Source organism: Kribbella swartbergensis, assembly GCF_054784135.1.
In genome coordinates this window covers 372,158-394,741 of the sequence record NZ_BAAGPM010000018.1, presented here as the reverse complement: position 1 = coordinate 394,741, position 22,584 = coordinate 372,158, and the positions used below count along the sequence as shown (strand labels likewise).

Here is a 22,584-nt window from a genome sequence, read left to right as displayed (position 1 = left end):
GTGGAGGATTTCGATGGATCTGGGGTTGCGGGATGCGGCGGTGCTGGTCACGGGTGGGTCGTCCGGGATCGGGCGGACCACAGCGATCGGGTACGGACAGGAAGGGGCTCGGGTCGCGATCACGTACAACTCGCGCAAGGACGCGGCCGAGGCGGTGGCGGAGGAGATCGAGACGGCGGGCGGTACGGCGTACGTCGTACCGATGGATCTGAACGAGCCGGAGACGATCGCGGCGGCTGTGGACGCGACCGTGACGCACTGGGGCGGGCTCGATGTGGTGGTCGCCAACGCGGTCGACTGGGGCAACGCCGGGTTCGACGAGCGGCCGGAGAAGATCGAGGACGGCCGAGCCGAGTGGTGGGTGCCGGTGATGCGGGCCAACCTCGAGGGCAACTACCACCTCGTGCAGCAGGCGGCACCGGCGCTGCGGCGGTCGGCACACGGCCGGCTGGTGCTGATCTCGACGGATCTGGCTGAGCGCGGCCTGGCCGGTGCCTGGCCGTACGGCGCCGCGAAGGCCGGGCTGCACGGGCTGGTCGCCAGTCTCCAGCACGATCTGGGCAAGGACGGCGTACTGGTCAACCTCGTGATGCCCGGTATCACGCTGGAGAACGGCGAACACCGGGTGATCCCGAGACCTGCGGTCGAACAGATCGCGACCACGTTCAGCGCCCGCAAACTGCCGGACACCGCCGATGTCGCGGACGCGATCCTGTTCCTCACCTCACCGCGGACGACCGCGATCCAGGGCGAGATCGTCCGGGTCACCGGCGGCCATCTGCTGCCCGCCTAGCGGATCCGCACCGCGGCGGCCGGCCCCTGCCTGGCGTTGCGGCCATCGGTCACCACGACGCGGTAGGAGACCGTTTGGCCGCTCGTCAGGCCGGTGTCGCTGAACGTCGTCACGACAGGCTTCTGCCAGAAGTAGGTGGAACGCTTCCAGGTGCCCACCTTCGTCTTCCCCCGGTACAGCACGTACGTCAGCGCGATGTTGTCCGCGTCGACGACCGTGGTGAAGCTGACGGTGGCCCGGTGGACCCGGGTGCTGGACACCTTCGGCGCCGCGGGCACGGCCGGCTGAGCCCCACCCGGCGCGTTGGTGAACCGGGTGAGGCCCTGCTGAGGTACGCCGTTCACGCGGGTGAAGTCGCCGCCGACCCACAGGTCGTTGCCACCGGACGCGAACGCCAGCGGACCGACCAGGGTCTCGCCACCGGCAGTGGTGTTCGGGAACCAGGGGCCGAGCTTGCCGGTGATCGCGCTGTACACCAGCAGGTGGTGCATACCCGACTTCTCCGGGAAGCCACCGTCCTGGCTGCAGTCGTGTGCGTGCGAACCCTTGTAGACCCAGTTGCCGATCGCCTTGACCGCCTCGGTCGCACCCAGGCACCGGCTCTGCCACAGCAACTTGCCGGTCTTCACATCGGCGGCGAGCACTCCGTCGTAGCAGCCGCTCCCGCTGCCCGCATTCGCGACGAAGACCTTGCCGCCGAGCGTGTCGATGTCCTTGACCCGGCTGTCGCACTCGGGCGTCCGCTCGGGAATGAACGCGGCGGCCGGCATCGGGTAGGTGGCTCCGGTGGTGGTGTTCACCATCGCCAGCGCGTGGTGCGGCTCGCCCTGCAGGGTCTCGAAGGCGCCGCCGACGAAAACGCGGCTGCCGTCGTCGGACAGATCGATCGCGTGGACGTCGTCGTCCGCGTCCGGGTCCCACGGCAGCAGGGTGCCCGTACTCAGGGTGACCGCGGCGAGCCCCCCGCGGCGGACGTTGTCCACCCGGCCGAAGGAGCCGCCCAGGTAGACGCTGTTGCCGGAGATCGCCAGCGCCGCCACCCGGTAGTTGACCGCCGGATCCCACCCGTCCACGAGTTTGCCGGTGGCAACGTCGAACATGGCGATCCGCTTCCGGGGTACGCCGTTCACGGTGGTGAAGTCACCACCGACCACGACCCGCTTGCCGTCCGGGCTGGTGGCGATGGTCCACACCGCGCCGTTGAGCTTCGGCGCGAACCGCGTCGGCGCACCGGTGCCGCGGTGGAACGCCGCGAGGTAGGTCCGGGCCGCGTCGCCTTGCCCGAGCGGCTTGCCGGGCTGCCGGATCCTGGTGAACAGGCCACCGGCGAACACGGTGTCGCCGGCGACCGCGAGCGCGTTCACGCTGGCGTTGGTCTGCCACGTGACCTGCTTGACCGCGGACACCGCCGAGCCGAACCCGGACGTCGCCGCCTCGACCGGCCGTCCGGACGGGACCAGCGCCGCGGCGACCACGGCAGCGGCCGTGACCACCGCCAGAAGAGCCTTCTTCATCAACTTCCCCCGAACTGCGCCAACCCGGTGACATTGTGCCACCACACGATAACTGTCAGCTCAGCCCGAGTCGAAAGCGCACCCGCGGCGTGCGCTCGGCGTACCTGAGGGGTCACGCTTGTACCGTGGACACAGGGACACCTGGAGAAGGAGCGTCACGATGGTCCGGGCACTGATTGTGGTCGACGTGCAGAACGACTTCTGCGAGGGCGGAAGCCTGGCCGTCAGCGGTGGAGCGGACGTCGCGTTCCGGATCGGCGAACTGCTGCACAAGTGGCACGAGGCCGACCCGGGGGACAAGCGGTACGAGTACGTCGTGGCCACCCGGGACCACCACATCGACCCGGGCGACCACTTCTCCAGCAACCCCGACTACGTCACCTCCTGGCCGCGGCACTGCGTCGCCGGCACCGACGGCGTCAGCTTCCACCCGAACCTGGACCCGCAGCCCTTCGACGCGATCTTCGACAAGGGTGAGTACGCGGCCGCCTACTCGGGCTTCGAGGGGAAGGCCCACGAGGACGGCCGCGGACTCGCCGACTGGCTGCGCGACAAGGGCGTCACCGACGTCGACGTGTGCGGCATCGCCACCGACTACTGCGTCCGCGCCACCGCCCTCGACGCCAAGCAGGCCGGCTTCGGTACGACGGTCCTCACCGAACTGACCGCCGGCGTCGCCCCCGCAACCACCCAACAGGCCCTGGCCGAACTCCGCGCCGCCGGCATCCACCTGAGCGCGTAGCGCCGCGTGGGGAGCCACGGCTGTCCGAAGTCAGGTGACGACGATCGGGGCGCCGCCGGAGGTCAGGGACCAGTGGCCGGTGTGGAAGGCTGACGGGTCGATGGTGCCGGTGGTGGTGACGTAGTCGATCATCAGCTGCCGGATCTCGACCTGGCGGTTGTAGACGACCGGTGCGGTTGGGACGTGCGGGAAGTTGCCGCCGCCGGACTGGCGATAGTTGTTGACGGCGACAACGAACTGCTGGTCCGCGCCGACCGCCGTCCCGCCGTACACGAGGTCGGTGATGCGGGAGCCGGCCGGCTTGGCGATGTCGATCGTGTAGGTGAGCGGCTCGGTCAGTCCGCCGACGATGTCGTAGTTGTAGTCCGGCGTCCCGTTCGGCGCGGTCGGCGTCGGCGCGTTGGTGACCTGGTCGGGGGTGAACGGGCCGGTCCCGCTGACCTGCTGGAAGTACTGCGCCGAGAACTCCAGGTACTCGCGGAGCTGGGCGCCCGTCATCGTCACCGCGAGCAGCGTGTTGTCGAAGACGTAGAGCCCGGCGACATCGCGGATCGACACCTCACCCGCCGGGATCGCGGCTGCCCGGTTGAACGGCGCGGCGATCGCCAGCACCGGCAGCGAGGCCTGTGGCGTACCGGCCAAGGCCTTGGCGACCGCGTCGGCCTGGACGAAGTTGACGAAGTCCAGCGCGGCGGTGTCCTCCCACGGCGCGGTCGCGGCCGACATCGCCTGCGTGCAGGTGCCGATCCTGGAGTTCACGTACTCGATCACCGTGTCGTGGTCGCGCCGCAGGACGGCGACCACCTCCGGGTCGGCCTCGACGGTGTTCGCGTTCAGCACCTGGGCATGCCGGCCGACGACCTGCCACCGGCCGCGTTCCCTGCGCAGGTCGAGCTCGATCAGCGACAGCCGCATCCCCCACTTGAGCGGCTCGGTCAGCACGGCCTGCTCGCCGGTCTGCTTGTTCGCCACCAGCCGCTCGGGGATCTCCTGATGCGCGTGGCCGACCAGGACGGCGTCGATCCCGGGGACGGTCTCGACCATCAGTGCCGAGGCGTTCTCGGGCACCGGCAGTGCGTCGCCGTACGACGAGGACAGGTCCATGCCCGAGTGCACGCACACGATCACCACCTCGGCGCCGGCCTGGCGGACCCGCGGCACCCAGACCGCCGCCTGCTCGACGACGCCGCCGAACCTGACCTTGTTCTCGACCACCGCCTTGTCCCAGATCGCGATCCCGGGGTTGGTCAGGCCGAGGATGCCGACGGTGATCGGCTTCTCTCCCGGCACGTGCACCCGTTTCAGGACGTACGGCGGGAACACCGGCTGTCCGGTCGTCCAGTCCTGGGCGTTCGCCCCCAGCAGTGGGAAGCCGAGTTGCCGTTGGAACTCGCGCAGGACGTCGAGACCGTAGTTGAATTCGTGGTTGCCCAGGGCGGCCGCGTCGTACCCGAGCTGGTTCATCGCCGCGGCCATCGGGTGGAGGCGGCCGCCGGTGATCGGTTCGATCTTTGCGAAGTAGTACGCCAGCGGGGTGCCCTGGATGGTGTCGCCGGCGTCCAGCAGCAGCGGTCGCGGCGCGCGCGGGTCCGCGGCGATCCGCTCCCGGACGGCGGTGACCAGGGTGGAGATCTTCGCCAGCCCGATGTCGTTGTGCGCGGCGTCGTCGTACTCGGCGTTCTTGAAGTAGTTCCAGTTGACGACGTTGCCGTGCAGGTCGGTGGTGCCCATCACGGTCAGCCGGACCATCCCACCACTCATGCTTCCGCCTCACCTGTCCCTCGATGGCGCCCTCGCCAAGCTGTCCCGCCGGGGGTACACCTAGCGCGCCCTGCCCTGTTAGGCGGCGACGCCCGCGCGGCCTCCGGAGAAGTGCTTCAGGGCTTGGTCGATGACGTGGATGGGTTGGTCGAGGGCCTTGACCAGGAAGAGCCCGGTCGGGCGGAGCAGTGGGTTCGGTTTCACGACGGAGCGGACCGCCGGCTGGTCCAGGCCGCGTACGCCGGCAGTCGTCGCGCCCACGCCTGGGGCCAGCTCGAGCTCGAGCGTGTACTGACCGAACAGCTTCGCCTGACGGAAGCCCTTCACCGTCTGCCACGGCAGCACGACCGGGTACGCGGCGCCCTCGCACGCCAGCTCGAGTGCCTTCGGAGTCATCCGCATGGCGACCGGTTGCAGGTCGTTGGCGTCGTACCAGCGCTGCCGTTCGGAGTCGAGCCGGAGCGCCAGCGCGGTGCTGACCACAAGCGGAAGCATGGCCGCGATCAGCAGCACCGCGAACGGCCACAGGCCCGCGCCACGGAACGCGATCAGCGCTGAGACCGCGGCAACGATCCCGAGCAGGCCGAGCGTGAGCGTCACCCAGGCGCCGCGCCGCTGCAGCTTCCGGACGGTTTCCCGCCGCTGCAGGACAGCCGCCCGGTCGATGCCCACGACAAACGTCCCGTCCTCACTCACCGGCCAAGAATCGCATACCGGCGTCAGTCGCGGCGGCGACCGGCCCAGGTCCAGGCGTAGACGCCGTCGTCGACCGCCAGGCCGCCTTCACCGAGTTCGAGCGGGCGGAAGGTGTCGACCATCACGGCCAGCTCCTCGAATCGTTCGGCACCGAGAGAGGCCTCGATGGCGGACGGCTGCGGACCGTGCGCGTAGCCGCCAGGGTGCAGCGAGATCGAACCGAGGCCGATCCCGGAACCCTTGCGCGCCTCGTAGTCGCCGCCGCAGTAGAACATCACCTCGTCGGAGTCGACGTTCGAGTGGTAGTACGGCACCGGGACCGACAGCGGGTGGTAGTCCACCTTGCGCGGCACGAAGTTGCAGACGACGAAGTTGTGCCCCTCGAACACCTGGTGCACCGGCGGCGGCTGGTGGATCCGCCCGGTGATCGGCTCGAAGTCGCTGACGTTGAACGTGTACGGGTACAGACACCCGTCCCAGCCGACCACGTCGAACGGGTGCGTGGCGTACACCATCCGCGACCCGACGATCCCGCCCGGCCCGTTGCCGCGGTGCTTCACCAGCACCTCCACGTCATTGCCCTCCACAACCAGCGGCTCGGTCGCGGCGTGCAGATCCCGTTCGCAGTACGGCGAGTGCTCCAGGAACTGGCCGTACCGGGACAGGTACCGCTTCGGCGGCGCGATGTGCGAGTTCGCCTCGATGCAGTAGGCGTGCACCCCGTCCGCGCCGGGCAACCAGCGGTGGGTCGTCGCCCGGGGGATGATCACGTAGTCGCCCTCGACCGCGTTCAGGACGCCGAACACCGTCTCCACGGTGGCCGAGCCCTTCTCGACGTACACACACTCGTCACCGATGGCGTTGCGGTAGTACGGCGAGGGCTGTTCGGCGACGACGTACGAGATCCTGACGTCGCCGTTGCCCAGCACCAGCCGGCGGTCCTCGACGGCATTGCTCTTCGACGTGTCGGTGAAGAGATCGTGCAGCTTCAGGTGCCGCGGGGTGAGCGGGTGGTTCGGGACGGTGGCCAGGTCCGGAAGCTCCCACACCTGCGAGTCGACGATCGCGGAGGGTACGCCGGCGTGGTACAGCAGCGACGAATCCGACGAGAATCCCTCCTCCCCCATCAGCTCCTCGTAGTAGAGCCCGCCGTCCGGTTTCCGGAACTGGGTGTGCCGCTTCGGTGGAACCTGCCCGACCTGCCGGTAGAACGCCATTGCTCCTGCTCCACTTCACTGCAGTGTACGGTAATCGAACGCATGTGTCCGCTTACCGAAAGCATCCGTTAGGCTCGGACCCATGTCAACCGTCCCTGCCCTGTTCCGGCACCTGGTCGACGACGCCTCGATGTTCCCACCCGGGGAACTGCCCCTGGCCGAGGCGGTCGCCGCGCACCGGGCGCACCGCGACTCCGCGTACGCCGACCTGGTCGGACCGTTCGTGTGCACCGACGAGGACCTGATGAAGGTCGCCGCCGAGGCGGCCCGGACCGGCCCCGGCCGGCTCGAGGTCGCGGTCGTCATCACCGGCGGCGCCGGCGGAATCGAGCCGGCGGTCCGGTACGGCGACCGGTCCAAGGACATCGAGGTGAAGGCCGTCGAGGTCCGGCTGCGGAGCGAGGACGACCTGCCCCGCAACGCGCTCCGGGTCGTGCGTGCCTGTGACGACTGCCTCGACGAGGAGAACGCGTTCGTCGAGGTCGGTCTGGACGGTGCCTGGGAGCGCGCGCTCGACGTCATCGCCGACGCCGGGTACGCCGCCAAGCTGCGGACCGGCGGCCTGGACGCCTCGTCGTTCCCGTCGGAGGCCCAGGTCGCGGCGTTCATCACCGCCTGCCTGGACCGCGAAGTGGCCTTCAAGTGCACGGCCGGTCTGCACAACGCCGTCCGCCATACCGCGGCCGATACCGGTTTCGAGCACCACGGGTTCCTCAACGTGCTGCTGGCCACCCGAGCGTCGCTCGACGGCGGGTCGCAGGACGAACTGGCCGCCGTACTGGCCGAGCGGGACGCCGAGCGGCTCGCGGCGCGTGCGAGCGAACTGTCCGACGAACAGGCCGCGTCCACCCGCCGGTGGTTCACCTCGTTCGGCTCGTGCAGCATCGAGGAACCCCGCCACGACCTGACCACGCTGAAATTGCTGGGGGCCGAGTGAGCAGCGCCGCGACCTGGATCGACCTTCCCGCCGACTCCCCGTTCGGGCCGGACAACCTGCCGCTCGGGGTGTTCCGGCTCAACGGCGAGGAGCCGCGGGTGGGCGCCGCCATCGGTGACCAGATCATCGATCTCGCCCCGGTCGCCTCCGCGCAGATGCTGGACGGTTCGCAACTGTTCGCGCGGCCGTCGCTGAACGACTTCCTCGCGCTCGGCCGCCCGGCCTGGCGGGCGACCCGGGAGTGGCTGCTCGACCTGGTCCGCAACGAGAACGACCGCGACGTGGTCGAGCCACACCTGATTCCGCGGTCCGCGGTCACGATGCAGCTCCCGTTCGAGGTCGGCGACTACGTCGACTTCTACGCCTCCGAGCACCACGCGACCAACCTCGGCCGGCTGTTCCGCCCCGACTCCGAACCGCTGCTGCCGAACTGGAAACACCTCCCGGTCGGCTATCACGGCCGGGCGGGCACGATCGTTGTCAGCGGCACCGACATCGTCCGGCCGTCCGGTCAGCGGAAGGCTCCGGACGCCGCCGCCCCGACGTTCGGGCCGTCGCAGCGCCTCGACATCGAGGTCGAGCTCGGGTACGTCGTCGGGACGCCGTCACAGCTGGGCACGCCGATCCCGGTCGACGCCTTCGAGGACCACGTGTACGGCGTGGTGCTGGTGAACGACTGGTCCGCACGGGACCTGCAGGCCTGGGAGTACGTCCCGCTAGGCCCGTTCCTCGGCAAGTCGTTCGCGACCTCGATCTCTCCGTGGGTGGTGTCACTGGATGCGCTGGCGACGGCCGCCGTACCCCTGCCACCTCAGGATCCGCCGGTCCTGCCGTACCTGGCCGGCGGGAACCTGCAGAACTACGACATCACCTTCGAGGTGGTGCTCAACGGGCACCGGATCAGCATGCCGCAGTACAAGGACACCTACTGGTCACCGGCCCAGATGCTCGCCCACCTGACCGTCAACGGCGCCTCCGTCCGCACCGGCGACCTCTACGCCTCCGGCACCATCTCCGGCCCCGACAAGCACCAACGCGGCTCCCTCATAGAACTCACCTGGAACGCCCGCGACCCCCTCATCGTCAACGGCCAAGAACACACCTTCCTCGAGGACAACGACAAAGTCACCATCACCGCCTGGGCAACCACCGAGAACGGCACCCGGCTGGGTCTTGGCGAGGTCGTTGGAACGATCAGACCAGCGCAATCCTGTTCATAAGTGTTCGTTTCTCTTGACCTGCTAGCGGTTGCGTGCGAACTTTCTCCGCATGAAACGTTCAGTGAGGCATGGGGTGCTGTCTGTAGCGCTGGCTGCCGGGGTGTTGAGCGTGCCGGTGGGCGCGCACGCCGCCGAGGAGCTGACACTGCGGTCGAACGACTTGACGGTCACCGTCGGAGCCGATTTCCCGCGGGTGATCCAGTACCGGGACAACGCATCCGGACAGGCACTCGGGGGCCAACCGGACACCATCTCGACCATCACGATCAACGGTGTGGCGCGCACCGCACACCTGGCCGCGCCGGTCACGGTCACCGGCAGCACAGCGTCGTACAAGCTGGCGTTCGACGCGCTGCCCGACGTGGAACTGGATGCAAGCCTGAGCCTCACCGGCCGCGTGACGACGTTCCGAGTGGACGCGGTGCGCGACTCCGAGACGTCCCGAGTGCACACGATCGACATCCCGGACCACGACCTGGTGTCCGTCGCCAGCCCCGACGCCGGCGCGACGACCGCGTTCACCACGCTGGACCCGAACTCGACGCGTACGGCGGACCAGATCACGCCGGTCACCGCCGCGACGCCGGCCGAGTCCTCGGCGACGGGAGCGGCGTACGCGTTCGTGAACACCAGCGGGCTCGCGGCCGGGATCGAGTCGAACTCGGTCTACGACAAGCCGTCCGGCCAGTCCGTCGACGACGGCGCCCGGTTCTGGCATCGCGCCCGCAAGGCCGCCGACGGCACGACCCGGGTCGGGGTGTGGAGCGGCCAGTGGACGTTCCGGGCCGACACCTCGCCGTACACCGAACCCCTCCCCTGGGCGAAGGTCGTGGTCACCCCCGACGCGAACCAGGACAAGACGGTCGACTGGCAGGACGGCGCGATCGCGTTCCGGTCGATCATGACCGAGCCGAAGGGCGGCGACCAGGTCAAGGACCGCGTCGTCACGCACATCCCGTTCAACTTCGCCAGCCAGGCCACGCACCCGTTCCTGCGCACGCTGGACGACGTGAAGCGGATCTCGCTGGCCACCGACGGCCTCGGCCAGATGGCGCTGCTGAAGGGGTACGGCGCCGAGGGCCACGACTCGGCTCACCCGGACTACGGCGGCAACTACAACACCCGCGCCGGCGGACTGGCGGACCTCAACACGTTGCTGACGAAGGGCAAGGCGTGGAACGCGGCGTTCGGCGTACACGTCAACGCGACCGAGTCGTACCCGGAAGCGAACGCCTTCAGCGAGGACCTGGTCGACAAGAACGCCAAGGGCTGGAACTGGCTGAACCAGAGCTATTACATCAAGCAGCGCCCTGACCTTGCCTCGGGCAACATCATCAAGCGGTTCCGGCAGCTGCGGGACGAGACCGACGCGAACCTGCGGCAGCTCTACATCGACGTCTACTACCAGTCCGGCTGGCTCGCCGACGGCCTGACCCGGCAGCTCGCCGACCAGGGCTGGGAGATCGCGACCGAGTGGTCCGACCGGCACGAGCGTACGTCGCTGTGGTCGCACTGGGCCAACGACCTGGACTACGGGGGCGCGACCAACAAGGGCCTGAACTCCACGATCATCCGGTTCGTCCGCAACCACGAGAAGGACGTCTGGAACAACGACCCGATCCTCGGCCAGACCAGCCTGGTCGACTTCGAGGGCTGGACCGGTGAGACGGACTGGAACGCGTTCTACGCCAACATCTGGCAGAAAAACCTCCCGGCCAAGTTCCTCCAGCAGGAGAAGATCACCGACTGGAACAGCAACGACATCACCTTCACCGGCGGTGTCCGCGGCACGGTCGAGAACGGCAAGCGAACCATGTACGCCGGCAGCGCGAAGGTGCTCGACGGCGACAAGTACCTGCTGCCGTGGGACGACCACAAGAAGCTCTACCACTACAACCCCGCCGGCGGCCGGACCACGTGGCAGGTCCCGTCCGCGTTCAGCCGCGTCTCGAAGTTCGCCGTCTACAAGCTGACCGACACCGGGCGGGTGAAGATCGGGACGGCCCCCGTCCGCAACGGCGCCATCAGCCTCGACGCGACGGCCGGTCAGCCGTACGTGCTCTACCCCGACGCGGCGCCGGCTCAGCAGCCCGCCAACTGGGGTGAGGGCACGCATCTGAAGGATCCCGGTTTCAACGCCGGCAACCTGGACGCCTGGAACGTCAGCGGTTCGGCGAGGATCGACAGGCTGGAGAACGGCCAGCACGTCGCGTCGCTCGGCCACCAGCAGTCCGCCCTTCGTCAGCGGATCACCGGTCTGACGGCGGGTCGCACCTACAGCGCCTCCGCGTGGATCGAGGTCGAGCCGGGCAAGTCCCGCAAGACCACGGTGTCCGTCGACGGTGTGAGCAATGCAGTCACCCGCTCGACCGCGCAGAACCTGGTCGCCGCGGACGACAAGCACGACGCGTACTACCAGCGGGTCCGGGTCGTGTTCGAGGCCAAAGGCACCAGCGCTGCCTTGACCATCGGGGCCGTGGCGGGAGCCGCGAAGGTGCGGATCGACGACGTCCGGGTGGTCGAGACGAAGCGACCCGGAGCCGGCCTGGTCGAGGACTTCGAGAACGTCGACCAGGGCTGGGGGCCGTTCGTGAAGGGCGACGCCGGTGGCGTCACCGATCCGCGAACCAGTCTGGCTCGCAAGCACGCGCCGTACACGCAGGCCGGCTGGAACGGGAAACTGGTCGACGACGTGCTCGACGGTGAGTGGTCACTGAAGTCGCACGAGGAGAACGCCGGCCTCGTCTACCGCACCGCACCGTGGACGGTGAACTTCCGGCCCGGTCACAAGTACAAGGTCAGCTTCGACTACGCGAGTGGCCGCGCCGGACAGTACGCCTGGGTGCAGGGCGTCGACCGGCCCGAGTCCGTCGAGGTCAAGTCGACGCCGATCGGCGAGCAGCGGACCAAGGCGACGTTCAGCCGGGAATTCGTGGCCGGCTGCGGTGGCGACTACTGGGTCGGTCTGCGCAAGCTGTCCGGCGGTGGCGACCAGGCCGATTTCATCCTGGACGACTTCGCCGTCATCGACCTCGGTCCGTCGTCCGAGCCCGCTGACTGTACGTCGGTCGCCGTCTCCGGCGTGAACGGCCTGGTCTCCGGTGAGGCGAACACACTCGTCACCACCTTCACCAACAACGATGTCGTTGCCGCTGACAACATCACGATGACGCTCGACGGTCCGGACGGGTGGACGATCACGGCCGCCACTCCGGCCACCCACGCAACGGTAGCTCCGGGCGGCAGTGTGACGACGAAGTGGGACGTGACGCCGCCGGCTGGGACACCGGAGGGCAAGTACGTGCTGACGGCAACGGGTGGCCGGGCAACGATCACCGCGGAGGCGACCGTACTGCCGCCCGGTATCGTCCCGCAGTCCCGGATCACGGTGGCCGACGTGAGCAGCGAGGACGTCGCCACGGGTGGTGCCGCGACCTCGGCGCTGGACGGAAACCCCAGCACGCTGTGGCATTCCGCCTGGTCCCAGGTCTCGCCGCCGGCCGGATTCCCGCACCACGTCACGCTCGACCTCGGATCGACGTACCAGGTGGACGGTTTCAGCTACCTGCCGCGGCAGAGCGGGACGAACGGGATGTTCAAGGGCTACGAGATCTACGTCAGCGCCGACGGACGGACCTGGGGTACGCCGGTGGCAACCGGTCAGTTCCCGAACTCGACCGCGACCCAGCGGGTGAACTTCACCGCCGCACCGGGCCGCTACGTGAAGTTCGTCGGCACCAGTTCCCTCAACGGCGCGGTCTTCGGCTCCGCCGCCGAACTCAACGTCTACGGCACCAGATAGCGGGACCAGGCACACCGAACGGGGGCCTTGAACCGGTCATGTCCTGTTCAAGGCCCCCGGAGCCCGGCGCCTCCCCCGACAAGGGCACAAGGGTGTTACGAGTCCGTCCCCGGTTCTGAGGGGAGGGTGAGGCGGGCGAGGGCGCCGCCTCCGGGGGCTTCGCCGAAGGTCAGTTCGGCGCCGAGCACCTTGGCGTGACCGGCCGCGATGGTCAGGCCGAGGCCGTGCCCGACCCCCCGCTCGGCCACCCCGGACCGGAACCGGCGCGGGCCCTCGGCAATCAACTCCTCCGGATACCCGTTGCCGTGGTCAACCACCTCGACGGTCCGGCCGGACACCGTGACCTCGACCGGCGGCTTGCCGTGCCGCAGCCCGTTGACGATCAGGTTGGCCAGGATCCGCTCGATCCGGCGCGAGTCGGTCGACACCGTCACGTCCGGCCCGACCTGGTGGACGACGACGCTGTCCGGGGCGAGCGCTTGCTGCATCCGCAGCCGGCCGACCGCCGAGCCGACGAACGCACCCAGCCCGACCAGCTCGAGGTCCGCCTGTTCCACGCCGGAGTCGAACCGGGCGATCTCGAGCAGATCCTCCACCAGTCGCCGCAGTACCTTGGCCCGGTCGCGGACCAGTTCACTCGGCCGGCCCGGCGGCAGCAACTCGGCCGCGGTGGTCAGCCCGGTCACCGGCGTCCGGAGGTCATGGGCGACGTCGGCGGTGAACCGGCGCTCGGCCTCCAACTGCCCGCGCAGCGAACTGGCCATCGTGTCGAGCGCGGTCGCGAGGGCCTGCACTTCGTCCTTGCCCCTGCCGACCGCCTCGACCGCCGACGCGTTCAGGTCACCGGCCGCGATCCGGCGCGCCGTACCGGCCACCGCGACGATCCGTTTGGAGAGGCTGCCGGCCAGGATCACGCTGACCAGCGCGACCAGCGCGACCGTACCGATCCCGCCCAGGACGAGCGCCTGCCGGAGCGCGTTCATCGAGTCGTCGTTGGTGTCGTAGTCCTGCACGATCGACAGGATCTTGCCGTCCTTGACCCCGGCCGCGGCCCACATCTTCGCGTTCGGCGAGCCGGTCTTGAACGTCGCCCGCTTGCCCTCCAGCACCGCGTCGCGCAACTGCGGCGGCAGGTCCGGGTCGTCCACCTTGGAACCGAACACGGGCACGCCGTCGCGGTCGTAGGCGGACGCGGCCAGCTGGATCCGTTCGTCCGCGAACGTCCGCGTCCGGTCCAGCCGGGCCTGCTGCGCCTGGGTGTAGACCGCGACGCAGAGGACCAGGATCGCGAGCGAGGAGACGAGCAGCAGGATGAGACCGAGCTTGCCGCGCAGCCCCACGTCAGGCCCGGAGCTTGTACCCGAACCCGCGGACCGTTTCGATCCGGTCCGCGCCGATCTTGGTCCGCAACCGCTGCAGGTGGACGTCGACGAGCCGGCCGTCGCCGCCCCACTCGTAGTCCCAGACCCGCTGCAGCAGCGTGGACCGGCTGAGCACGACACCAGGGTTGTTGGCGAACTCGATCAGCAGCTTGAGCTCGGTCGGCGTGAGCTGGACGGTTTCGCCACTCCGCCGTACCTCCAACGCCTCCCGGTCCAGTTCCAGGTCGCCGAACGATTCCACACCGGACCCGGCCGCGGGCGCCGGGCGCTCCGGATCGGCGACCGCGCGCCGCATCACCGCGCGCAGCCGGGCCACCAGGACCTGGGTGTCGAAGGGTTTGGTGACGTAGTCGTCCGCGCCCGCCTCCAGCCCGAGTACGACGTCCAGCGCGTCACCCCGGGCGGACACCATCACGATCGGGACGGTGCTGGACTCGCGGATCCGGCGGCACACCGAGATGCCGTCCAGCCCGGGCAGCATGATGTCGAGCATCACGACGTCCGGCTGGATCTTCTCGAAACGCTCGATCGCCTCCAGGCCGTCCTCGGCCGTGGTGACGTCGTAGCCGTGCCGCTCGAGGGTCAATTGGGTTGCCTCACGGATCACCGCGTCGTCCTCGACCATGAGGATGCGTGCGGCCGGTTCTTCGGGTACCACCGAGTTCAGTCTCCCTTTTGGTCCTGCGAGCTCACCTTGATCATCTGCCGGCCGTTCCAACGGTAGACCTCGACCCGCCGGCCCGAGGGGCAGCAGACCTTGTCGTCGAGCGCGTAGATCTTCGACTCGACCACCAGGTCGCCCTGCGGGCTGGCGTTGATCGTCGGCTGTTCGACCTTCAAACTCCAAACCGGCCGCGGACCGGCCGGTTCGACCGCGATCAGGAAGAAGCCGAAGACGAACTTTTCGAGCGTATGGATCAGCACGATCTGCTGAGGTGTTCCGTTGTGCATAACATCAACGGACTTACCCCTGCTCAGGCAACGCGAAATCACGGTGCAATTCACCAGAACCCGGCGCGAGATGTCCGGCAGGTTGCGGTCGGCAAGCAGTTTGAGCCGTACTTCGGCCAGATCGACGGCCTCGGCAGGTGTCCGCCGCGGCTCCGGCACGACCCCTTGAGTGCCCATCACCGACGGCGTGCCGCCCGGGGTCGCCGCGCTCGGCGCCGGGTCGGTGCCCTCGACCCGCAGGCCGCCGCCGTTCGCACAGGCTGCCAGACCGACCACGGCGATCAAGGTGAGGAAGGCCGGCAGGGTGCGGCGCGCAACCGGGGAGGCGCGCCCGATCCGCCGCATGCGCATAGGGCGCCTCCTACCCTGCCTCATCGATCCCCCGGGAGATTCCGACAACTATCTTCCATAGTGCTGGCCGGACGTCACATTCGGCGGCCATGGACGTCGAATGGCCTCGGCAGTTCCGTTGCGGTTGGGTCACAGCGGCCGAACGGCCGCCGGCCTGCCCGGCTGGTCGCTTACCCGGCAACCACCTTGCCCGGATTCAGGATGTTCTTCGGGTCCAGCGCCGCCTTGATCGCGCGATGGACGTCGATCGCGACCGGGCCGATCTCCTCGGCCAGCCAGGTCCGCTTGAGCACGCCGACGCCGTGCTCACCGGTGATCGTGCCGCCGAGCTCGAGACCCACCTCCATGATCCGGTCGAACGCCTGCTGCGCCCGCGCGGCCTGGTCGGCATCGGCCGGATCGAAGACCACCGTCGGGTGCATGTTGCCGTCACCGGCGTGCCCGAGCACTCCGACGGTGATGTCGAGCTCGGTCGCCAACTGCTCGATCCGGCCGATGAACTCGGCCAGCCGGGACCGTGGCACGCAGACGTCGTCGATCATCGTCGTACCGAGCTGGTCCAGCGCGATCAGCGCCGCCCGCCGGGCCTCGAGCAACAGTTCGCCCTCGGCCGGGTCGTCCGCCTCGATGCACTCGATCGCGCCGTGGTCGCGGCACAGCTTCGCCACCGTCGCGACATCGGCCGCGCCGGCCTCGCCGCCGGCGTCCGACTGGGCCAGCAGCATCGCGGCCGCCTCGGTCGGCAGGTCCATCCGCTTGTACGCGTTCACGGCCTTGATCGTGGTCCGGTCCATGATCTCCAGCAGGCTCAGCGACACGCCGCTGCGGATGATCTCGGTGATCGCCCGGCCGGCCGCCACCCCGGAGTCGAACAACGCCGCCATCGTCCGCGGCCGGGCGGCCAGCGGACGCAACGCCAGCGTCGCCTCGGTGATGATGCCGAGCGTGCCCTCGCTGCCGACCAGCAACTTGGTCAGGTCGTAGCCGGCCACGCCCTTGACGGTACGGCGACCGGTCCGCATCACCCGGCCGTCGGCCAGGACCACTTCGAGCCCCAGGACGTAGTCCGTCGTCACGCCGTACTTCACGCAGCACAGACCGCCCGAGTTCGTGGACAGGTTGCCGCCGATCGAGCAGAACTCCCAGCTGGACGGGTCCGGCGGGTAGAACAGCCCCTGCTCCTCGACGGCGCGGGACAGCACCGCGTTGAACACGCCCGGCTGGGTGACGACGTACCGGTCGACCGGCTCGATCTCCAGGATCCGGTCCATCTTCTCCAGCGAGATCACGATGCAGCCCTCGATCGCGTTCGCCGCACCGGACAGCCCGGACCGGGCACCCTGCGGTACGACGGGCACGCCCGCCTCGGCCGCGATCCGCACCGCGGCCTGCACGTGCGCGGTCTCCCGCGCCAGTACGACGGCGAGCGGCACCCCGGCCGGGCAGAACATCGCCCGGTCGTACCGGAAACTCTCCATCCGGTCCGGATCCGTCACCAGCGCCTCACGTGGCAACGCTTGCCGCAACTGCTCGACAACGTCACTCATACGGCCGAGCCTAGTGCCGACCGAGCAGTAATGCGCAGGCCCCGGGTGTCCGGATCGGGACGGGTTGTCAGCGGGTGCGCGAGGTGGAGTTCTCCGAGATCTCCTCGTAGCCGCCGCCGTAGTTGTGGAACTCCCGTCCGATCGCGGCGAAGGTGATGCTGCCCGCGGTCGCCTTCACCTTCGGTGTCCGGCAACTCCGCTGGCCCTTGATCACCGCGCCGTTGCCGCCGCTGCTGTCACAGCTGAGCACGCGGCCGCTGTTGGCACCGCCGTACTGGACCAGGTAGGCGTTCGCCTTCGCGTTGGCCGGCATCGGCGAGGCCATGGTGACCTCGGCCCAGTACTGGTAACAGTTGTCCCTGACCAGGCGGACGGTGCCCCAGCTGGGAGGTTGGTTGTCGCGCAGCATCGGTGCCGACGCGATGGACTTCGCACCCGAGCAGGCGGCGGCTTCGGCCGCCTGGGCCGGCGTCGTTGAGAGGGCGATCGCGCCCACCCCGGCCAGGCCCGCGGTGCTGAGCAGAATGCCCAGTGTCTTCATGACGAAACCCTTCCTGAATGTACGCCCCGACGCACACTCACCGGGCACATTACGCGAACAGCCCCTGCCCCGACAGTCATTACGGTAATCGGACGGCGACACGCCGTATCCAGTTGCTACCGGCAAGGTTGTCCGCTGCGGGTAACCGCTTAACCGATGCCCGCGGCAACCGCACCACCGCTGGCCGCCCCCCGCTCCGGCGCCCGCTCCCCGCTCCGGCGCCCGCTCCCCGCTCCGGACGTTCCAACGGTTCTCCCCTGCTGTTGCCCGTTCTACCCCCGTGGAAGGAGGGGAGAAGGGACAACGGCAGGGGTTATCCGTCTGCGACGCGCCGGGGCAGCGGTGCCCGCGGCGGAGGGTCAGAGGTTGCCGCGGCGCTCTTGTTCGCGCTCGATCGCCTCGAACAGCGCCTTGAAGTTGCCCTTGCCGAAGCCGAGCGAACCGTGCCGCTCGATCAGCTCGTAGAACACCGTCGGACGGTCGCCGATCGGCTTGGTGAAGATCTGCAGCAGGTAGCCGTCCTCGTCCCGGTCGACCAGGATCCCGCGCGCCTTCAGCTCCTCGATCGGCACCCGCACCTCACCGATCCGGGCCCGCAGTTCCGGGTCGTCGTAGTACGAGTCCGGCGTGCTGAGGAACTCGACGCCGTTGGCCCGCATGATGTCGACGGTGCGCAGGATGTCGTTGGTCGCCAGCGCGATGTGCTGCGCGCCGGCCCCGTCGTAGAACTCCAGGAACTCGTCGATCTGCGACTTCTTCTTCGCGATGGCCGGCTCGTTCAGCGGGAACTTGACCCGGTGATTGCCGTTGGCCACCACCTTGCTCATCAGCGCCGAATAGTCGGTGGCGATGTCGTCGCCGATGAACTCGGCCATGTTCACGAAGCCCATCACCCGGTTGTAGAACGCGACCCACTCGTCCATCTTCCCGAGCTCGACGTTGCCGACCACGTGGTCGACGGCCTGGAACAGCCGCTTCGGGTGCCCCTCCGGCCGGGTCACCTGGGTGGTCGCCGGGACGAACCCGGGCAGGTACGGGCCGTCGTACTTGCTCCGGTCGATCAGCGTGTGCCGCGTGTCGCCGTACGCCGCGATCGCGGCCCGGCGGATCGTGCCGTGCTCGTCGGAGACGTCGTTCGGCTCCTCGAGTACGACGGCGCCCTGCCGGCGGGCGTGCTCGATGCACTTGTCCACGTCCGGGACCTCGAGGGCGATGTCGGCGACACCGTCACCGTGCCTGCGGTGGTGGTCGAGCAGCGGGCTCTTCGGGCTGACCCCGCCGGTGATCACGAAGCGGGCGGAACCGGCCTTCAGCACGAATGCCTTGTGGTCCTTGTTGCCCGTCTCGGGGCCGGAGTACGCGACCAGGTCCATCCCGAAGGCGAGCTGGTAGTACTTCGCGGTCTGGGTGGCGTTGCCGACGACGAACACCACGGCGTCCATCGCGGTCACCGGGAACGGGTCGGTGCTCTCGTCGTACGGCACCAGGCCGACGAGCTGCTTCAACTGGTCGAGGTCGAGATCGGCGTCGAGCTCTGCGGGGGTGAGGTCGGTGCTGGTCATCGGTGTCCTCCCGGTCGTGGTTCCTGGCGCCGAGCCTGGTCCAGGGAGACAGGTTGCGCAACACATCCTTGTTTCAGTGGGCAAGTTGTGCAGTATCGTGCCGTTGTTGCTGGACTATGTGGTCAGGGTGACCACTCCGGGAGGTCGGTATGGCGGTGGATGCGCTGGACGCCCGGATTCTCGCGTTGTTCGCGGCCGAGCCGCGGGTCGGCGTACTGGAGGCGTCGCGGCGGCTGGGGGTCGCGCGGGGGACGGTGCAGGCGCGGCTGGACCGGTTGCAGCGCGACGGTGTGGTGCGTGGGTGGGGGCCGGACATCGACACCGCCGCGATCGGTTATCCGGTGACGGCGTTCGCGACTCTGCAGATCGAGCAGGGCTCAGGTCACACCGCGGTCGCCGAGGCCCTGGCGCGCATCCCGGAGGTCCTCGAGGTCCACACCATCACCGGCGCCGAGGACCTCTGGTGCCGCATCGTCGCCCGCTCCAACGCCGACCTGCAACGCGTCATAGACCAGGTAGTCGCAGTCCAAGGCATCCAACGAGCCTCCACCGTCATAGCCCTGGCAGAGCAGATCCAGCACCGGGTCCTGCCCCTCGTCGAAGCAGCCACCAAGAAGTAACGCCCGGACCGCGCTCCGCGCGCCCGCCGGGCGCGAAACGGACGGAGCCCCCACCGGGTGGCGAGCCGAGCGGCGGCGCCCGGGTGGTGTGGGTCAGGCGAGGCGTTTGGCTACTTCTACGGCTGCGCGGGCTACTCGGGGGCCTACGAAGTCGCGGTCGAGTTTGCCGAGGACGACGACGCCGATGGAGGCTTCGACGCCTGGTACGCCGAGGACCGGGGAGGAGACGCCCTGGGCGCCGGCCTGCAACTCCCCCGAGGTGACGACGAACGGGCGTCCGGCGGGGTCGGGTTTGCGGCGGCCGGCCAGGATCGCCTTCCCGGCGGCGCCCTGGTCGAGCGCGTGCCGGGATCCCATCCGGTAGGACACGTGAAAGTCGGTCCAGCTCGGCTCGATCACCGCGATCGCCAGAGCCTCGTCACCGTCGGCGACCGTCAGATGGGCGGTGGCACCGGTGTCCTCGGCGAGCGACCGCAGTACCGGCAACGCAGCGTCACGCAGCGTGGGCTGAACGCGGCGGCTGTAGTGCAGTACGGCGAGACCGAGCCGGGCCCGGCCCTCGCTGTCGCGCCGGACCAGCCGGTGCAGCTCCAGCGTGTTCACCAACCGGTAGACCACGGTCCGGCTGACCCCCAGCGCGGCGGCCAGCTCCGTGATCGAGAGGCCGTCCGGGGCGTCCGCCAGCAACTCGAGGACGGTGAGTCCCCGGTCGAGGGTCTGGGACGTCTCTGCGGGCACCTCCGAAGCGTATCCGTTTTTCGGGCACGGCCCGATGGCCCCGTATCTTGCTGCCGTGCGAAATTACTGGGCGCTCCTCCCCGCCATCGCCGTGATCATCGGTCTGATCCTGCTCTACGCGATCCCGACGTTGATCAATCCGCAGTGGACCAGCACCGTGCTGAACCTGTTCCGGCAGTTCCCCGAGGACGACGAACCGGCCCAGGCGCGAGCCCAGATCCAGGCCCGCATCCAGGCCCGGACCCAGACCTGGAGCCCCGGCCAGCAGGCCCAGCAGGCCGAGCACGCACAGCAGGCCGAGCAGGCACAGCAAGCAGAGCAGGAACAGCACAGCCAGGAGTACTTCGACCAAGCGGAGGAGCCCGCCCGGCCGGCCGGTGTGCTCGGACCGGAGCAGGTCAGGTCGCGGCGGATGCTCGCCGGCGCCCTGATCGTCGGCGCGATCGGGCTGCTCGGGTTCAACATCTCGCTGAACCGGGAGGCGAACGCCTGCTACCAGGCGGCCAAGGCGTGGGGTGCGATCGACGGCAAGCCGGCCGAGGACCCGTGCATCAACATGATCTACGGCAGCTTCTTCGGCGACGGCCGCGGCGCCGTGAACGAGGACCGGCAGCAACCGGTCGAGGCGTACCAGGTGGTGCACAAGAAGAAGCCGACGTACCTGCGCTGGATCCAGAACGCACCGAAGTACGACGAGGCCGACCTGCTGGTCGGGACGGGGCTGAGCTGCAACCTCGATCTGCGGATCACCGAGGAGGACGACAAGGTCGTCGTACTCATCGACGCCAACCAGCCGTGCCCGAAGGAGGACAACGTGTCACTGACGGCGTTCAAGTTGAAGAAGCCGCTCGGCGACCGGCCGGTGGTGACCGTCGACGACAAGCCGGTGCAGCGGATCAACCCGGACGTGGACTCCTGGCCGACCGTACTGAAGAAGCTGGTGACCGGGGGCTGATCAGCTCAGCGCGCGAGTGCGCGAATCGTAGACCCGGAACGGCCGGTTGCGGGCGAGCAGCAACAACAGCCCGACGATGCACGCGGTCGCCCCGCCGAGGAGCGCGATCGTCGGGGTGGTGAGCGAGGCCGCCGTACCCGCGACGAAGTCACCCAGCCGCGGCCCGCCGGCCACGACGACGATGAAGACGCCCTGGAGCCGTCCACGCATCGCGTCCGGCGCGGCCGACTGCAGCACCGTGTTCCGGTACGCCGAGCTGACCATGTCGGCCGCACCGGACAACGCCAGCAACGCGACCCCGAGCCAGATCGTCCGGGACAACCCGAACAGGCCGACCGCCGCCGCATACACGGTGATCGCGACGGCGATCGCCACGCCTTGGCGTCGGATCCGGCTCACCCAGCCGGAGAAGACGACCCCGAGCAGCGCCCCGATCGCCGGAGCCGCCTGCAGCAGGCCGACCGTCCGTACGCCGCCGCCGAAGAACGCGCCCGCCACCGCGGGGAACAGCGCCCGCGGCTGAGCGAACACCATCGCCAGGATGTCCGCCAGGAACGTCGCCAGCAGCGCCGGCGCGGTCCGCAGGAACGTGAACCCTTCGAGCACCGACCGCAGTCCCGCCCGCCGGACCTCCCCGGTCGGCGGCACCGCCGGCAACCGGAACAGCGCGTAGAGCGCCGCGGTGAAGGTCAGTACGTCGATCAGGTACGCCGCCGCGAACCCGTGCCACGCGATCACCGCCGCACCGAGCAGCGGCCCGGCGGTGAAGCCCAGGTTGAACGCGGCCTGGCTGAGCGTGTTCGCGGCCGGCAGCAGCTCGGGCCGGATCAGCCGCGGGATGATCGCCGACCGGGCCGGGTTGTTCACCGCGAAGCACGCCGACTGGCAGGCCACCACGGCGTACAGCACCCACACCTGGTTCCACTCCAGCTGGGACTGCACCACCAGGACCATCGACAGCAGCCACAGCCCGGTCGACGAGACGAGCGCGAGCGTACGGCGGTCGATCGCGTCGGCCATCGCGCCGCCGTACAACCCGAAGACGATCAGCGGAACCAGTGAGCACAGCCCGACCAGGCCGACCGCGAAGGTGGAGTGCGTCAGTGCGTACACCTGGATCGCGACGGTCACCGCGGTCATCTGCTGGCCGAGCTGCGACACCGTCGACCCGAGCCACAGGCGGCGGAAATCCGGTGATTCCCGCAGCGGGCGGACATCGGTGAGCAGACGCACTCCTGCAACTTATGTCATGGCG

The 22,584-nt window shown here is 69.1% G+C and carries 19 protein-coding genes; 7 read left to right on the top strand and 12 right to left on the bottom strand.

Annotated features, from left to right (window positions below):
* Positions 1–13: 13 nt before the first annotated feature.
* Complete coding sequence (locus ACYVOK_RS17225) at positions 14–793, top strand: SDR family NAD(P)-dependent oxidoreductase (RefSeq protein WP_460663443.1); 780 nt, start codon at positions 14–16, stop codon at positions 791–793.
* On the opposite strand, the gene ACYVOK_RS17220 is transcribed toward ACYVOK_RS17225, so the two are convergent.
* Complete coding sequence (locus ACYVOK_RS17220) at positions 790–2,307, bottom strand: WD40 repeat domain-containing protein (protein ID WP_460663442.1); 1,518 nt, start codon at positions 2,305–2,307, stop codon at positions 790–792. The two genes, ACYVOK_RS17225 and ACYVOK_RS17220, sit on opposite strands and share 4 nt — an antisense overlap.
* Positions 2,308–2,467: 160 nt before the next feature.
* On the opposite strand from ACYVOK_RS17220, the gene ACYVOK_RS17215 reads away from it, so the two are divergent.
* On the top strand, positions 2,468–3,049 hold the full coding sequence (locus ACYVOK_RS17215; RefSeq protein WP_460663441.1) for a nicotinamidase: 582 nt from the start codon (positions 2,468–2,470) through the stop codon (positions 3,047–3,049).
* 30 nt (positions 3,050–3,079) lie between these two features.
* On the opposite strand, the gene ACYVOK_RS17210 is transcribed toward ACYVOK_RS17215, so the two are convergent.
* From ACYVOK_RS17210 to ACYVOK_RS17200, 3 genes are all read right to left on the bottom strand, one after another.
* The gene (locus ACYVOK_RS17210) at positions 3,080–4,810 is read right to left on the bottom strand and encodes a bifunctional metallophosphatase/5'-nucleotidase (RefSeq protein ID WP_460663440.1); all 1,731 of its coding nucleotides are present in this window, start codon (positions 4,808–4,810) and stop codon (positions 3,080–3,082) included.
* A gap of 78 nt (positions 4,811–4,888) precedes the next feature.
* Entirely contained in the window at positions 4,889–5,506 is a 618-nt protein-coding gene (locus ACYVOK_RS17205; protein WP_460663439.1) for a hypothetical protein, read from the bottom strand.
* A gap of 23 nt (positions 5,507–5,529) precedes the next feature.
* Positions 5,530–6,723: a homogentisate 1,2-dioxygenase domain-containing protein gene (locus tag ACYVOK_RS17200; protein ID WP_460663438.1), complete on the bottom strand. Its 1,194-nt coding sequence runs from the start codon at positions 6,721–6,723 to the stop codon at positions 5,530–5,532.
* Positions 6,724–6,805: 82 nt separating this feature from the next.
* Here ACYVOK_RS17200 and ACYVOK_RS17195 point away from each other — a divergent pair, with 82 nt between their 5' ends.
* The 3 genes from ACYVOK_RS17195 to ACYVOK_RS17185 are packed head-to-tail and all read left to right on the top strand — an operon-like array spanning position 6,806 to position 12,682.
* Positions 6,806–7,660, top strand: a complete 855-nt coding sequence (locus ACYVOK_RS17195; protein ID WP_460663437.1) for a hypothetical protein — start codon at positions 6,806–6,808, stop codon at positions 7,658–7,660.
* Positions 7,657–8,880, top strand: a complete 1,224-nt coding sequence (fahA, locus tag ACYVOK_RS17190) for a fumarylacetoacetase (protein WP_460663436.1) — start codon at positions 7,657–7,659, stop codon at positions 8,878–8,880. Before ACYVOK_RS17195 ends, fahA begins: the two co-directional genes overlap by 4 nt.
* A 49-nt stretch (positions 8,881–8,929) precedes the next feature.
* Positions 8,930–12,682: an endo-alpha-N-acetylgalactosaminidase family protein gene (locus ACYVOK_RS17185; protein ID WP_460663435.1), complete on the top strand. Its 3,753-nt coding sequence runs from the start codon at positions 8,930–8,932 to the stop codon at positions 12,680–12,682.
* Positions 12,683–12,777: 95 nt separating this feature from the next.
* Here the strand turns inward: ACYVOK_RS17185 and ACYVOK_RS17180 are convergent, their stop codons facing one another.
* The 6 genes from ACYVOK_RS17180 to hppD form a co-directional block, all read right to left on the bottom strand.
* Positions 12,778–14,022 carry a HAMP domain-containing sensor histidine kinase gene (locus tag ACYVOK_RS17180; RefSeq protein WP_460663434.1) on the bottom strand — a complete coding sequence of 415 codons (1,245 nt, stop codon included), beginning with the start codon at positions 14,020–14,022 and terminating at the stop codon, positions 12,778–12,780.
* A 1-nt stretch (position 14,023) separates the two neighbouring features.
* The gene (gene cseB, locus ACYVOK_RS17175) at positions 14,024–14,722 is read right to left on the bottom strand and encodes a two-component system response regulator CseB (RefSeq protein WP_460663433.1); all 699 of its coding nucleotides are present in this window, start codon (positions 14,720–14,722) and stop codon (positions 14,024–14,026) included.
* Between the two features lie 5 nt (positions 14,723–14,727).
* A complete protein-coding gene (locus ACYVOK_RS17170) occupies positions 14,728–15,366 on the bottom strand; it encodes a hypothetical protein (protein WP_460663432.1) in 639 nt (212 codons plus the stop codon).
* Between the two features lie 170 nt (positions 15,367–15,536).
* On the bottom strand, positions 15,537–16,913 hold the full coding sequence (locus ACYVOK_RS17165; RefSeq protein WP_460663431.1) for an FAD-binding oxidoreductase: 1,377 nt from the start codon (positions 16,911–16,913) through the stop codon (positions 15,537–15,539).
* A 67-nt stretch (positions 16,914–16,980) separates the two neighbouring features.
* Positions 16,981–17,454, bottom strand: coding sequence for a hypothetical protein (locus ACYVOK_RS17160; RefSeq protein WP_460663430.1), 474 nt, complete (start codon positions 17,452–17,454; stop codon positions 16,981–16,983).
* Positions 17,455–17,813: 359 nt separating this feature from the next.
* Positions 17,814–19,016, bottom strand: coding sequence for a 4-hydroxyphenylpyruvate dioxygenase (gene hppD, locus ACYVOK_RS17155; RefSeq protein ID WP_460663429.1), 1,203 nt, complete (start codon positions 19,014–19,016; stop codon positions 17,814–17,816).
* Between the two features lie 149 nt (positions 19,017–19,165).
* Here hppD and ACYVOK_RS17150 point away from each other — a divergent pair, with 149 nt between their 5' ends.
* On the top strand, positions 19,166–19,636 hold the full coding sequence (locus ACYVOK_RS17150; RefSeq protein WP_460663428.1) for an Lrp/AsnC family transcriptional regulator: 471 nt from the start codon (positions 19,166–19,168) through the stop codon (positions 19,634–19,636).
* Between the two features lie 93 nt (positions 19,637–19,729).
* Here ACYVOK_RS17150 and ACYVOK_RS17145 read toward each other — a convergent pair whose 3' ends face one another.
* Positions 19,730–20,374: an IclR family transcriptional regulator gene (locus ACYVOK_RS17145; protein WP_132150562.1), complete on the bottom strand. Its 645-nt coding sequence runs from the start codon at positions 20,372–20,374 to the stop codon at positions 19,730–19,732.
* Between the two features lie 55 nt (positions 20,375–20,429).
* Here ACYVOK_RS17145 and ACYVOK_RS17140 point away from each other — a divergent pair, with 55 nt between their 5' ends.
* On the top strand, positions 20,430–21,329 hold the full coding sequence (locus ACYVOK_RS17140; RefSeq protein ID WP_460663427.1) for a hypothetical protein: 900 nt from the start codon (positions 20,430–20,432) through the stop codon (positions 21,327–21,329).
* Here ACYVOK_RS17140 and ACYVOK_RS17135 read toward each other — a convergent pair whose 3' ends face one another.
* On the bottom strand, positions 21,330–22,562 hold the full coding sequence (locus ACYVOK_RS17135) for an MFS transporter (protein ID WP_460663426.1): 1,233 nt from the start codon (positions 22,560–22,562) through the stop codon (positions 21,330–21,332).
* Positions 22,563–22,584 lie beyond the last annotated feature (22 nt).

Excerpts from the sequence above, each read along its gene's own strand:
- ACYVOK_RS17225 (WP_460663443.1), top strand. The coding sequence starts at position 14 with ATGGATCTGGGGTTGCGGGATGCGGCGGTGCTGGTCACGGGTGGGTCG.
- ACYVOK_RS17220 (WP_460663442.1), bottom strand. The coding sequence starts at position 2,307 with ATGAAGAAGGCTCTTCTGGCGGTGGTCACGGCCGCTGCCGTGGTCGCC.
- ACYVOK_RS17215 (WP_460663441.1), top strand. The coding sequence starts at position 2,468 with ATGGTCCGGGCACTGATTGTGGTCGACGTGCAGAACGACTTCTGCGAG.
- ACYVOK_RS17210 (WP_460663440.1), bottom strand. The coding sequence starts at position 4,810 with ATGAGTGGTGGGATGGTCCGGCTGACCGTGATGGGCACCACCGACCTG.
- ACYVOK_RS17200 (WP_460663438.1), bottom strand. The coding sequence starts at position 6,723 with ATGGCGTTCTACCGGCAGGTCGGGCAGGTTCCACCGAAGCGGCACACC.
- ACYVOK_RS17195 (WP_460663437.1), top strand. The coding sequence starts at position 6,806 with ATGTCAACCGTCCCTGCCCTGTTCCGGCACCTGGTCGACGACGCCTCG.
- ACYVOK_RS17185 (WP_460663435.1), top strand. The coding sequence starts at position 8,930 with ATGAAACGTTCAGTGAGGCATGGGGTGCTGTCTGTAGCGCTGGCTGCC.
- ACYVOK_RS17170 (WP_460663432.1), bottom strand. The coding sequence starts at position 15,366 with ATGCGCATGCGGCGGATCGGGCGCGCCTCCCCGGTTGCGCGCCGCACC.
- ACYVOK_RS17165 (WP_460663431.1), bottom strand. The coding sequence starts at position 16,913 with ATGAGTGACGTTGTCGAGCAGTTGCGGCAAGCGTTGCCACGTGAGGCG.
- ACYVOK_RS17160 (WP_460663430.1), bottom strand. The coding sequence starts at position 17,454 with ATGAAGACACTGGGCATTCTGCTCAGCACCGCGGGCCTGGCCGGGGTG.
- hppD (WP_460663429.1), bottom strand. The coding sequence starts at position 19,016 with ATGACCAGCACCGACCTCACCCCCGCAGAGCTCGACGCCGATCTCGAC.
- ACYVOK_RS17150 (WP_460663428.1), top strand. The coding sequence starts at position 19,166 with ATGGCGGTGGATGCGCTGGACGCCCGGATTCTCGCGTTGTTCGCGGCC.